Source organism: Pseudomonas fontis, from assembly GCF_028656955.1.
In the GTDB taxonomy this organism is placed as follows: Bacteria; Pseudomonadota; Gammaproteobacteria; order Pseudomonadales; family Pseudomonadaceae; genus Aquipseudomonas; species Aquipseudomonas fontis.
Genome location: NZ_JAMDGY010000024.1, coordinates 240,863 through 254,360, shown reverse-complemented (window position 1 = coordinate 254,360; position 13,498 = coordinate 240,863). Strand labels below are relative to the sequence as shown.

7 protein-coding genes are annotated in these 13,498 nt (G+C 63.3%); 6 read left to right on the top strand and 1 reads right to left on the bottom strand.

What is annotated here, in order from left to right; all coding sequences use genetic code 11:
- Positions 1–69: 69 nt before the first annotated feature.
- A complete protein-coding gene (gene betT, locus M5G11_RS10595) occupies positions 70–2,073 on the bottom strand; it encodes a choline BCCT transporter BetT (protein ID WP_273910005.1) in 2,004 nt (667 codons plus the stop codon).
- Positions 2,074–2,495: 422 nt separating this feature from the next.
- On the opposite strand from betT, the gene betI reads away from it, so the two are divergent.
- The 6 genes from betI (at position 2,496) to selO (ending at position 13,365) form a co-directional block, all read left to right on the top strand.
- Positions 2,496–3,161, top strand: coding sequence for a transcriptional regulator BetI (betI, locus tag M5G11_RS10590; protein WP_273910004.1), 666 nt, complete (start codon positions 2,496–2,498; stop codon positions 3,159–3,161).
- Positions 3,162–3,191: 30 nt separating this feature from the next.
- Positions 3,192–4,664 carry a betaine-aldehyde dehydrogenase gene (betB, locus tag M5G11_RS10585; RefSeq protein WP_273910003.1) on the top strand — a complete coding sequence of 491 codons (1,473 nt, stop codon included), beginning with the start codon at positions 3,192–3,194 and terminating at the stop codon, positions 4,662–4,664.
- Between the two features lie 78 nt (positions 4,665–4,742).
- Positions 4,743–6,440, top strand: a complete 1,698-nt coding sequence (gene betA, locus M5G11_RS10580) for a choline dehydrogenase (RefSeq protein ID WP_273910002.1) — start codon at positions 4,743–4,745, stop codon at positions 6,438–6,440.
- A 281-nt stretch (positions 6,441–6,721) separates the two neighbouring features.
- Entirely contained in the window at positions 6,722–8,464 is a 1,743-nt protein-coding gene (locus M5G11_RS10575; RefSeq protein WP_273910001.1) for a potassium/proton antiporter, read from the top strand.
- A 37-nt stretch (positions 8,465–8,501) separates the two neighbouring features.
- Positions 8,502–11,846: a mechanosensitive channel MscK gene (gene mscK, locus M5G11_RS10570; protein WP_273910000.1), complete on the top strand. Its 3,345-nt coding sequence runs from the start codon at positions 8,502–8,504 to the stop codon at positions 11,844–11,846.
- Between the two features lie 58 nt (positions 11,847–11,904).
- Positions 11,905–13,365, top strand: coding sequence for a protein adenylyltransferase SelO (selO, locus tag M5G11_RS10565; RefSeq protein ID WP_273909999.1), 1,461 nt, complete (start codon positions 11,905–11,907; stop codon positions 13,363–13,365).
- The last annotated feature ends 133 nt before the right edge of the window (positions 13,366–13,498 follow it).

Here is a 13,498-nt window from a genome sequence, read left to right as displayed (position 1 = left end):
CAGTTACCCCGGAAACGAAAAAGGCCCCACCGTCACCGGCAGAGCCCTCTCCTATTCACCGATCAACGATCAGCTGTACACACGGCCCAGCAGCTGGCGATGGCTTTCGAACTGGTCGAGCACATCACGGGTGATCTGATCGACGCTGAAGCCCATCAGGTCATACTCCTGGCTACCGTTGTGCAGGTACACCTCGGCACGGTAGAAGCGCTGACGCACATCGCTTTCACCTTCCACCGGCGCTTCGCTCGGTGCGGCCATGTAACCGTCCAGGCTGACTTCGTAGACGAAAGGATTGCCCTCTTCCATCTCGATGCGCAGGCCCATCGCCGAACGCGACTGACCCACCCGGGTCTGCACCTGCAAGCCCATGTTCTGCAGCTGCGCCGCCGCGTCTTTCAACGCCGGGCTGACCTGCTTGTCCATGAACCGCTGAACCATCGCCTGGGTAGGCTGCAGGTCCAGCTGCGACAGACGCTCTCTGAAGCCACGACGACCACGGGCAGCCAGTTCGGCTTGCTCCTGCTCGACCTGGCTGTCCTGCTTCATGGCCTTGTACAGGCCGAACATGAACAGCACCAGCACCACCGAGAACGGCAGGCCCGCCAGCACCACCATGGTCTGCATCGCCGCGAAGTTGCCGGCAAACAGCAGGCCGATGGTCACCAGGGTGATGATTGCCGACCAGAGGATACGCAGCCAGTTGGGCGCGTCCTCGTCAACGTCGCCGCCTTTGCAGGAAAGGTTGGCCATCATCACGGCACCGGAGTCCGCCGGGGTCAGGAACAGCACGAAGCCGACGAAGATTGCCACGCCCACCACGATCTTCGACGCTGGGTAATGCTCCAGCAGCTGGTAGATCGACATCGACGGTTGTTCCAGCGCTGTTCGTCCCAGCTCCACCGCACCATGGTTCATCACCAGGTCCAAGGCGGTGTTGCCGAAGATCGACAGCCACGCCAGGGTGAAGCCCAACGGGATCAGCAGTACGCCGGCAACCAGCTCGCGCACGGTACGACCGCGCGAGATACGGGCAATGAACATGCCGACGAATGGGGCCCAGGAAATCCACCAGGCCCAGTAGAACACGGTCCACAGGCCCAACCAGCGCTCCGACTTCTCGGCGTCGCCTTCATAGACGTACAGGTCGAAGGTCTTGAGGATCGCACCGTTCAGGTAGTCACCGATGTTCTGCACGAAGCTGTTGAGCAGGTGCAGAGTCGGGCCATTGAGCAGCACGAACAGCAGCAGGCCGCTGAACAGGATGATGTTCAGGTTGGACAGGCGGCGGATGCCATTCTCCACACCCGACACCGCAGCAATGGTCGCCACGGTGCTCATCACCAGGATCACGATCAACAGGTTGGTGTTGCTGTGCTCCATGCCGAACAGGTACTCAAGCCCCGACGACACTTGCATTGCACCGATACCCAGGTTGGTCACCAGGCCCAGCAGGGTCACGAACATGCCGAAGATATCGACGGTGTGACCGGCAGCGCCTTTTACCCAACGCTCGCCCACCAGCGGGTACAGCGCCGAACGCAAGGCCAGCGGCTGGTTGTGACGGTAGGCGAAGTACGCCACGGCCAGACCGACCAGCGCATAGATCGCCCAGCCATGCAGGCCCCAGTGCAGGAAGGTCAGTTGCAGGCCTTCACGCGCCGATTGCAGGGTGGCAGGTGCGCCTTCTGGCGGGTTGAAGTAGTGGTCCAGCGGCTCGGACGCGCCGAAATACAGCAGCGAGATACCGATACCGGAGGAGAACAACATGCCGGCCCAGGCGCCGTAGCTGAAGTCCGGCGTGTCGTCCTTGCCGCCCAGCTTGAGCTTGCCGAAGTTCGAAAACGCCAGAACGATGACGAACAGCAGGTAGCTGCCAATCACCAGCATGTAATACCAGCCAAAGCTGCGCGACAGCCAGGCTTGCGCCTCGCCGAGCACCCGACCTGCGGTTTCCGGGACCGCGATCAGCAAGGCAGTCAACAACAGGATCAGCAGCGCGGAGGTGTAGAACACGACGCTGTTGACCCGGACCCTCTCGGCAGGGGTCTTTATCAGGGAGGCAGAACTCATTGCACAGATGCTCCAGGCAGTGCGGAGAAAAACTGAAAACGACCTGAACCTGCGCAATTGGTGCAATAGCCCCACTGCGTCAGGTGTTATAAAAGCACCTTGAAAAAACCGTGTTCCCGAATCGATTGCGTTGAAAAAAAACAGGCCGAATCCCCTTCCCGAGGGTTCACCGCACGGTACGACACCGTTCGGCAGATCTGTTCAACGCTTCGATAAAAACCGTCAACGCCTGTATTACGGGGGCTGCGGGCTTTTCTGGGGTGCCAATTCGTGCGTACTGAACGGCTCAAAAAGCTGTCAATGGCACAGATTGTCGCAGAGCTTATTCTTTGTTGATTGAACGTTCAATCAAAACAAAATAGACTGGCCTTCGCCGAGGCAGCCGCTTGTCGACTGCCCGCAGGCCTGAGGAGATTTGCAAGATGCCCAAGGTCGGTATGCAACCCATTCGCCGCCAGCAGTTGATCGAAGCCACACTGGTGGCCATCGACCAGGTCGGGATGGGTGACGCCAGCATTGCGCTGATCGCCCGTTTGGCCGGCGTGTCGAACGGCATCATCAGTCACTACTTTCAGGACAAGAACGGCCTGATCGCAGCGACCATGCGGTACCTGATGAATGCGCTGATCGACAACGTCGTCGCCCGCCGACAGGCGCTCAACGACGACAGCCCGCGAGCCCACCTGAAGGTGATCATCGAAGGCAACTTCGACGCCAGCCAGGTCAACGGCCCGGCGATGAAAACCTGGTTGGCATTCTGGGCCACCAGCATGCACCAGCCGTCTTTGCACAGGTTGCAGCGGATCAACGATCACCGCTTGTATTCCAACCTGTGCTGTCAGTTCCGCCGTGTACTGCCGTTGCCCGAGGCACGCAGTGCGGCCCGTGGACTGGCAGCGTTGATCGACGGTCTGTGGCTGCGCGGTGCGTTGTCCGGAGACGCGTTCGACACCGACCAGGCGCAGCAAATCGCTTTCGAATACATGGATCTACAACTGGCTAAACAGACGAGCCCGGACAAACAACACCAGGCCTCTGAACCACCGCGCCCGGCGATTGCCAAACAGGCAGGAGCGACGCGCGGATAGCCAACACACAAATGCACTTGCGAGGACACTATGGCCCGTTTCGAACTGCAAAAACTCTACATTGATGGTGGTTATGTCGACGCTTCCAGCGACGCTACCTTTGACGCCATCAACCCGGCCAACGGCGAAGTCCTCGCCCAGGTGCAACGCGCTACCCAAGCCGACGTCGAGCGCGCCGTAGAAAGCGCCGAACGTGGCCAGAAAATCTGGGCCGCAATGACCGCCATGCAGCGTTCGCGCATCCTGCGCCGCGCCGTCGACATCCTGCGCGAGCGCAACGATGAGCTGGCCGCCCTGGAAACCCTGGACACCGGCAAGTCCTACTCCGAAACCCGCTACGTCGACATCGTTACCGGTGCAGACGTGCTGGAATACTACGCAGGCCTGGTGCCAGCCATCGAAGGCGAGCAGATCCCGCTGCGTGACAGCTCGTTCGTCTACACCCGCCGCGAGCCGCTGGGCGTGACCGTCGGTATCGGCGCCTGGAACTACCCGATCCAGATCGCCCTGTGGAAATCCGCCCCTGCCCTGGCAGCTGGCAACGCGATGATCTTCAAGCCAAGTGAAGTCACCTCGCTGACCACCCTGAAACTGGCCGAGATCTACACCGAAGCCGGCCTGCCGGACGGCGTGTTCAACGTTCTGACCGGCAGCGGCCGTGAAGTCGGCACCTGGCTGACCGAGCACCCGCGCATCGAGAAAGTCTCCTTCACCGGCGGCACCGACACCGGCAAGAAAGTCATGGCCAGCGCTTCGAGCTCCTCGCTCAAGGAAGTCACCATGGAGCTGGGCGGCAAGTCCCCGCTGATCATCTGCGAAGACGCCGACCTCGATCGCGCCGCCGACATCGCCATGATGGCCAACTTCTACAGCTCGGGCCAGGTCTGCACCAACGGCACCCGCGTGTTCATCCCGTCCTCGATGAAAGCCGCCTTCGAAGCCAAGATCGCCGAGCGCGTTGCGCGCATCCGCGTTGGCGACCCGCAAGACGAGAACACCAACTTCGGCCCACTGGTCAGCTTCGCTCACCTGGAAAACGTCCTGGGCTACATCGCCAAGGGTAAAGAAGAAGGTGCCCGCGTACTGTGTGGCGGCGAGCGCCTGAGCGCTGGCGACTTCGCCAAGGGCGCCTACGTTGCACCGACCGTGTTCACCGACTGCCGCGACGACATGACCATCGTCAAGGAAGAGATCTTCGGCCCAGTGATGAGCATCCTGGCCTACGAGACCGAAGAAGAAGTCATCCGTCGTGCCAACGACACCGACTTCGGCCTGGCCGCTGGCGTGTGCACCAACGACATCAGCCGCGCCCACCGCATCATCCACCAGCTGGAAGCCGGTATCTGCTGGATCAACGCCTGGGGCGAATCGCCAGCCGAAATGCCGGTTGGCGGCTACAAGCAATCGGGTGTCGGCCGTGAAAACGGCGTGAGCTCGCTGGCCCAGTACACCCGCATCAAGTCGGTACAAGTCGAGCTGGGCAGCTACAACTCGGTGTTCTAAGCACCCCTGTAGCCGCGCCTGCCCCACAAGGGCAGGCGCTTCCCGTTCCCCTGCTCACTGCCACTGAGGGTACTTAGCATGTCCCATGAATTCGATTACATCATCGTCGGTGCCGGTTCTGCCGGTAACACCCTGGCGACCCGCCTGACCGAAGACCAAGGCGTTACCGTCCTGCTGCTGGAAGCTGGCGGCCCGGACTACCGCGCCGACTTCCGCACCCAGATGCCAGCCGCGCTGGCCTTCCCTCTGCAAGGCCGCCGCTACAACTGGGCCTACGAGACCGATGCCGAGCCGCACATGGACGGCCGTCGCATGGAATGCGGTCGCGGCAAGGGTCTGGGTGGTTCCTCGCTGATCAACGGCATGTGCTACATCCGCGGCAACGCCATGGACTACGACGGCTGGGCGAACCTGCCAGGCCTGGAAGACTGGAGCTACCTGGACTGCCTGCCGTACTTCCGCAAGGCGGAAACCCGCGACATCGGCCCGAACGACTGGCACGGTGGCGATGGCCCGGTCAGCGTGACCACGCCCAAAGCCGGCAACAACCCGCTGTTCCACGCCATGGTCGAGGCCGGCGTGCAGGCAGGTTACCCGCGCACCGAAGACCTGAACGGCTTCCAGCAGGAAGGTTTCGGCCCGATGGACCGTACCGTGACGCCTAAAGGCCGTCGTGCCAGTACCGCACGCGGCTACCTGGACACCGCCAAGAAGCGTTCGACCCTGACCATCGTCACCCATGCCCTGACCGACCGCGTCGTGTTCGAAGGCAAGCGTGCCATTGGCGTGACCTACCTGGTCGGCGCCAGCGAAGAGCGCGTTGAAGCCCGTGCCCGCAAGGAAGTCATCGTGTGCAGCGGCGCCATCGCCTCGCCGCAACTGCTGCAGCGCTCCGGCGTCGGCCCGGCCGAACTGCTGAAAAGCCTGGATATCCCAGTGGTTCACGACCTGCCAGGCGTGGGCGAGAACCTGCAGGACCACCTTGAGCTGTACCTGCAATACGCGTGCACCCAGCCGGTTTCGCTGTACCCGTCGCTGCTTTGGTACAACCAGCCGGCAATTGGTGCCGAGTGGCTGTTCAACGGCACCGGCATCGGCGCCAGCAACCAGTTCGAAGCGGGTGGTTTCATCCGTACCCGTGCTGAGTTCGAATGGCCGAACATCCAGTACCACTTCCTGCCGGTCGCGATCAATTACAACGGCAGCAACGGTGTTCAGGAACACGGCTTCCAGGCACACATGGGTTCGATGCGTTCGCCTAGCCGTGGCCGTATCCAGGCCAAGTCGAAAGACCCGCGCCAGCACCCGAGCATCCTGTTCAACTACATGGCCACCGAGCAGGACTGGCAGGAATTCCGCGACGGCATCCGCCTGACCCGTGAAATCATGGCCCAGCCTGCACTGGACGCCTACCGTGGTCGCGAGATCAGCCCGGGCGCTGCGGTGCAGACCGACGAAGAGCTGGACACGTTCATCCGTGAACACGCCGAGACCGCGTTCCACCCGTCCTGCTCGTGCAAGATGGGCACCGACGAGATGGCTGTGGTTGATGGCCAGGGTCGCGTGCATGGCATGCAGGGCCTGCGTGTGGTCGATGCCTCGATCATGCCGATCATCACCACGGGCAACCTGAACGCCCCGACGATCATGATCGCCGAGAAAATCGCCGACAAGATCCGTGGCCGCCAGCCGCTGGCACGCAGCACTGCCAAGTACTACGTCGCCAATGGCGCGCCGGTAAAAGGCAAGGCCATGCGTGAGGTCAAGCAGGCTTAAACCCTGCTGACTCCATCGCCGGCAAGGCCGGCTCCCACAGGGTTTACAGGGTCTCGAGCTGCACAAGACCTACTGTGGGAGCCGGCCTTGCCGGCGATGGGGCCCCCACCTTCCCCGCAAAATCCCTCCCGCCCCCGCAACACCCCACCCGCACAGCCCTCTGCGTGATCAACGCTTTACAGCCCGCCAAGCGCTCAGGTTAGAATCCCCTGGCATGCGACCTGCTAGTAAATTGCCTGTTAGCGGTTTGTTCCCCTTTTGTTTTCCCCGGAGTACTGCCTTTGGATGCGTCCACCATCAATAGCGTTTTCTTGATCGGCGCATTGCTGGTAGGGGCAAGTATTCTGGTCAGTTCACTGTCGTCACGCCTGGGCATCCCGATCCTGGTGATCATCCTCGCGGTCGGCATGATCGCCGGGGTCGATGGCGGCGGCATCATCTTCGACAACTACCCCACCGCCTACCTGGTCGGCAACCTCGCCCTGGCCGTGATCCTCCTCGACGGCGGCTTGCGCACCCGGGTAGCGAGCTTTCGCGTAGCGCTCTGGCCGGCTCTTTCGCTGGCCACGGTCGGGGTACTGATCACCACCGGCCTGACCGGCATGATGGCCGCCTGGCTGTTCAACCTGAACCTGATCCAGGGCCTGCTGATCGGCGCCATCGTCGGCTCCACCGACGCCGCCGCAGTGTTCTCGCTGCTGGGCGGCAAGGGCCTCAACGAACGGGTCTCGGCCAGCCTTGAAATCGAATCCGGCAGCAACGACCCGATGGCGGTGTTCCTCACCGTCACCCTGATCGGCATGCTCGCCAGCGGCGAAACCGGGCTGCACTGGAGCCTGCTCACCCACCTGCTGCGCGAATTCGGCATTGGCGGGCTGATCGGCCTGGGCGGCGGCTGGCTGATGCTGCAACTGGTCAACCGGATCAACCTGGCCGGCGGCCTGTACCCGATCCTGGTGGTGGCCGGCGGCCTGGTGATCTTCGCCCTGACCAACGCCCTGCATGGCAGCGGCTTCCTCGCCGTATACCTGTGCGGCCTGGTGCTCGGCAACCGGCCGATCCGCAGTCGCCACGGCATCCTGCACATGCTCGACGGCATGGCCTGGCTGGCCCAGATCGGCATGTTCCTGGTGCTCGGCCTGCTGGTCACTCCGCACGACCTGCTGCCCATCGCCGTGCCGGCCCTGGCCCTGGCCCTGTGGATGATCCTGATTGCCCGGCCGCTGTCGGTGATGGTCGGCCTGCTGCCGTTCAAGGCCTTCCATGGCCGCGAGAAAGCCTTTATTTCCTGGGTTGGCCTGCGTGGCGCGGTGCCGATCATCCTCGCGGTGTTCCCGCTGATGGCCGGGCTGCCGAATGCCCAGCTGTACTTCAACCTGGCCTTCTTCATCGTGCTGGTGTCGCTACTGGTGCAAGGCACCAGCCTGCCGTGGGTGGCGCGCTTGCTCAAGGTGACCGTACCGCCAGACCCGGCGCCGATCTCCCGTTCGGCCCTGGAAGTACACATCACCAGCGAGTGGGAACTGTTCGTTTACCGCCTCGGTGCGGAAAAATGGTGCATCGGCGCCGCGCTGCGCGAGCTGAAAATGCCCGAAGGCACCCGTATCGCGGCCCTGTTTCGCGGCCAGCAACTGCTCCATCCGTCGGGAAGTACCACCCTGGAAGTGGGCGATCTGCTCTGCGTGATCGGCCACGAACACAATCTGCCGGCCCTCGGCAAGCTGTTCAGCCAGGCGCCACAACGCGGCCTCGACTTGCGCTTCTTTGGTGACTTCGTGCTCGAAGGTGACGCAGAACTGGGGGCTGTAGCCGCGCTGTACGGCCTCAAGCTCGATGGCCAGGACGCGCACATGCCGCTCGCCCAGTTCATTGCGCACAAGGTTGGCGGCGCGCCGATCGTCGGCGACCAGATCGAATGGAACAACACCTTGTGGACGGTTGCCGTGATGGAAGGGAACAAGATCCTCAAAGTGGGCGTCAAATTCCCCGAAGGTTCTCGACCCGGTCCGGGGCTGTTCCTTTAAACTCCGATTTCTGCCTGGTCTGTAAGAACTTCTGCCTATGTCTCTGCGCACGCTAATCTGTGCGGCCCTGATGGGGCTGTGCCTGTCGATCACCTTCGCCTACGCCGCGGAGCCCCCCACCACCGCATCGGTGCAGCACAGCCTCGACAAGATCGCCGAGCGCAAGCTGCCGGAGGCCGATCAAAAGGCCTTGCAGCAAGTGCTGGAGCAGACCCTGGGCTTCCTCGCCAGCAAGGACGATGCGGAAAAACGCCTCGCCGCGCTCAAGCAGCAGCTGGCCGACGCCCCCCGCCAGACCAGCGACAGCCAGCGCGAGCTGACCAAGCTGGAGGCAAGCAAGATCGTCCCGGTGGCCCAACGCTATGCCGCGCTGGGGGTGCCGCAACTGGAGCAATTGCTGTCCGAGCGCACCACCCAGCAGGGTGAACTGCAAAAGGCCTTGTCCGACGCCAACAGCCTGATCATCAACTCGCAGACCCGTCCGGAACGCGCGCAGGCCGAAATCAGCGCCAACCAGACCCGCGCCCAGCAGATCAACAGCACCCTCAAGGCCGGCAAAGACGCCGGCAAGCCGCTGTCGGCCGAGCAGCGCAACCGGCTCAATGCCGAGCTGGCCTCGCTCAACGCCATGACCCTGCTGCGCCGCCAGGAACTGGCCGGCAACAGCCTGCTGCAAGACCTCGGCAGCGCCCAGCATGACCTGCTGATCGAGCGCGCCGCGCGCCTGGAGCAGGAAATCCAGGACCTGCAGACCCTGATCAACCAGAAGCGCCTGGCGCAGTCGCAGCAGACCGTCACCGAGCAGTCCATCGAGGCGCAGAAGGCCGGCGGCAGCTCGATCCTGGCCAATGAAAGCGCGGCCAACCTGAAGCTGTCCGACTACCTGCTGCGCAGCACCGACCGGCTCAACGAGCTGACCCAGCAGAACCTCAAGACCAAGCAGCAGCTCGACAGCGTGACCCAGAGCGACCAGGCCCTGGATGAGCAGATCAACGTGCTCAAGGGCAGCCTGCTGCTGTCGAAGATCCTCTACAAGCAGAAGCAGGCACTGCCGCACCTGAAGCTCGACCGCGACCTGGCCGACCAGATTGCCGATATCCGCCTGTACCAGTTCGAGGTCAACCAACAGCGCGAGGCGATCAGCAACCCGAGCGGTTATGTCGAAAAACTGCTCGAGAGCCAGCCGGAGGAAACTGTCACGCCGAACCTGCGCAAGGCATTGCTGGACGTTGCCTACACCCGCAGCGACCTGCTCGAGCGCCTGAACCGCGAACTGAGCGCCCTGCTCAACGAATCGATCACCCTGCAACTGAACCAGAAGCAGCTGGTGAGCACCGCCCAGAGCCTGCGCAACACCCTCGACGAGCAGATGTTCTGGATCCCCAGCAACAAGCCGCTGGACTTCGAATGGCTGCGCACCGTGCCTGAGCGCCTGCAGGCCCAGGTGGTCAGCCTGCCCTGGGTCGCCGGGGTGAAAGCCATGGCCGACGGCCTGGCGCAGCGCCCGTTGCTGTTCCTGCCGCTGTTGCTGCTGATCGCGGCCCTGCTGTGGTGGCGCAAGGATCTGTATGCGCGCCTGAGCACGGTGCACCAGGATGTCGGGCACTTCCGCCGCGACAGCCAGTGGCACACGCCGCAGGCGATCCTGATCAATATCCTCCTGGCCCTGCCGGTCAGCCTGGGCCTGGCGCTGTGCGGCTATGCCCTGCAAATTGACGCCCGTGGGCAGAACGCCAACCTGGGCGAGGCGCTGTGGCAGATCGCCCAGGCCTGGCTGGTGTTCTACACCGCCTATAGGGTCCTGGCCCCTGGCGGCGTGGCGCAGCTGCATTTTCGCTGGGAGAAAGCCCAGGTCGAATTCCTGCGTGGCTGGATCCGCCGCCTCGGCGCGGTAGTCCTGGCCCTGGTGGGTGTGGTCGCGGTGGCCGAGCATCAGCCGTCGGCACTGGCCGACGACGTGCTCGGCATCGGCGTGGTGCTGACCTGCTATGCCTTGATGGCCTTGCTGCTCAGCCGCCTGCTGCTCAACAGCCCGACCCACCACAACACCTCGCTGTTCCGCAAAGCCATGGGGGTGGCCTTCACCGCCCTGCCGATCGCGCTGTTCGTCGCGGTGTGCTTCGGCTACTACTACACCGCCCTGAAGCTCACCGACCGGCTGATCAACACCCTGTACCTGCTGATGTTCTGGCTGGTGATCGAGGCCGCCTTCGTGCGCGGCCTGGCCGTGGCCGCACGGCGCCTGGCCTACGCGCGGGCGCTGAGCAAACGCCAGGCCGCCAAGGAAGGGCCGGATGGCGAAACCGTGGTCGAAGAGCCGACCCTGGACATCGAACAGGTCAACCAGCAGTCGCTGCGCCTGATCCGCCTGGCCCTGCTCGGCGGCTTCATCGCCGCCCTGTACTGGGTCTGGGCTGACCTGATCAGCGTGTTCGCCTACCTCGACAACATCACCCTGTACGAGTACACCAGCGGCACCGGCGCGGCCATGAGCATGGTGCCGATCAGCCTTGGCGACTTCCTTGGTGCCCTGGTGATCGTCGGTATCACCTTCGCGCTGGCCGGCAACCTGCCCGGCTTGCTGGAAGTGCTGGTGCTATCGCGGCTGAACCTGGCCCAGGGCAGTGCCTACGCGACCACCACGCTGCTGTCCTACGTGATTGCCGGGGTCGGTTTCGTCACCACCCTGTCGACCCTGGGCGTGAGCTGGGACAAGTTGCAGTGGCTGGTCGCGGCGCTGTCGGTGGGCCTGGGCTTCGGCATGCAGGAGATCTTCGCCAACTTCATCTCCGGCATCATGATCCTGTTCGAGCGCCCGGTACGCATTGGCGACACCATCACCATCGGCAACCTGTCGGGCACGGTGAGCAAGATCCGCATCCGCGCGACCACCATCACCGACTTCGACCGCAAGGACATCATTGTCCCGAACAAGACGTTCATCACCGGGCAACTGATCAACTGGTCGCTGACCGACACCATTACCCGGGTCACCCTGAAGCTCGGCGTCGACTACGGCTCGGACCTCGACCTGGTGCGCACCCTGCTGTTGCAGGCAGCCAACGAGAACCCACGGGTACTCAAGGAGCCGGCGCCAATCGTGTACTTCCTGAACTTCGGCGAGAGCACCCTGGACCACGAACTGCGCATGCACGTACGTGACCTCGGCGACCGCAACCCGGCGCTCGACGAGATCAACCGGTTCATCAACCGCGAGTTCAAGAAACAGCACATCAACATCTCCTTCCGGCAGATGGAGATCTACCTGAAGAACACCCAGGGTCAGGAGTACAAGCTGGTGCCAGCGGAAAACACCGACAAGACCCTGTTGCCCGCACCAACCAAGGACGACGACGCGCCGGACGCCGCCAAGCCGGTGTAACTGGACGCCAACGGCCGTACCCTTGCAGAATGCTCGGACATTCTCCAGGAGACGGCCGTTGAAAGCCCTCGACGAACTGACTTTCGACAACCGCTTCGCCCGCCTGGGCGATGCGTTCTCCACTGCGGTGCTGCCCGAGCCGATTGCCGAGCCGCGCCTGGTCGTGGCCAGCGAAGCGGCCATGGCCCTGCTCGACCTGGAGCCGACTGAAGCCCACTCCCCGGTATTTGCCGAACTGTTCAGCGGCCACAAGCTGTGGGCCGAGGCCGAGCCACGGGCGATGGTGTATTCCGGGCATCAGTTCGGCGGCTACTCGCCGCGCCTGGGCGATGGCCGGGGCTTGCTGCTGGGCGAGGTCTACAACGACGCCGGCGAGCATTGGGACCTGCACCTCAAGGGCGCCGGCCAGACGCCGTATTCGCGCATGGGCGATGGCCGTGCGGTGCTGCGCTCGTCGATTCGCGAATTCCTTGGCTCCGAGGCCCTGCATGCACTGGGCATCCCCAGCAGCCGCGCCTTGTGCGTGATCGGCTCAAGCACCCCGGTGTGGCGCGAGAAGCAGGAAACCGCGGCAATGCTGCTGCGCATGTCGCCCAGCCATATCCGCTACGGGCACTTCGAATACTTCTACTACACCCGCCAGCCGGAGCAGCAGCGGATCCTCGCCGAGCATGTGCTGAACCTGCACTTTGCCGAATGCCGCGAGGCGCCGGAGCCGTACCTGGCGATGTTCCGCAGCATCGTCGAGCGCAATGCCGAGCTGACCGCGCGCTGGCAGGCCTATGGGTTCTGCCATGGGGTGATGAACACCGACAACATGTCGATCCTGGGCATTACCTTCGATTTCGGGCCGTTTGCGTTCATGGATGATTTCGATACGAATTTCATCTGCAACCATTCCGATGACCAGGGCCGCTACAGCTACAGCAACCAGGTGCCGATTGCCCACTGGAACCTCAGCGCGCTGGCCCAGGCATTGACGCCGTTCATCAGTGTCGAGGCGTTGCAGGAGGCGCTGGGGTTGTTCCTGCCGCTGTACGAGGCGCATTACCTGGACCTGATGCGTCGCCGCCTGGGCCTGACCCGTGCCGACGAGCAGGACAAGGCGTTGATCGAGCGCTTGCTGCAACTGATGCAGCCGGGGGCGGTGGATTACACGCTGTTCTTCCGCAAGCTGGGTGAGCAGCCGGCTGAGCAGGCCTTGCAAGTGGTGCGTGACGACTTTGTCGACCTGGCCGGGTTTGACCGCTGGGGCGTGGATTACCTGGCGCGGCTGGCGAGCGAGCCAGGCAATGCCGAGGGCCGGCGTGAGCGCATGCATGCGGTGAACCCGCTGTACATCCTGCGCAACTACCTGGCGCAGCGGGCGATCGAGGCGGCGGAGCGCGGGGAGTATGAAGAAGTGCGGCGCCTGCACCAGGTGCTGACCCGACCGTTCGAGGAACAACCGGGGATGCAAGCCTATGCCGAGCGGCCACCGGAGTGGGGCAAGCATCTGGAGATCAGTTGTTCGTCTTGAGATCCCGCTGCCCCCATCGCCGGCAAGGCCGGCTCCCACAGGTTATGTGGCGCCTGCCTTTCCTGTGGGAGCCGGCCTTGCCGGCGATGGGCTACACCGTAGCCCCGACCCTATCAACCAACACATCGGAGCC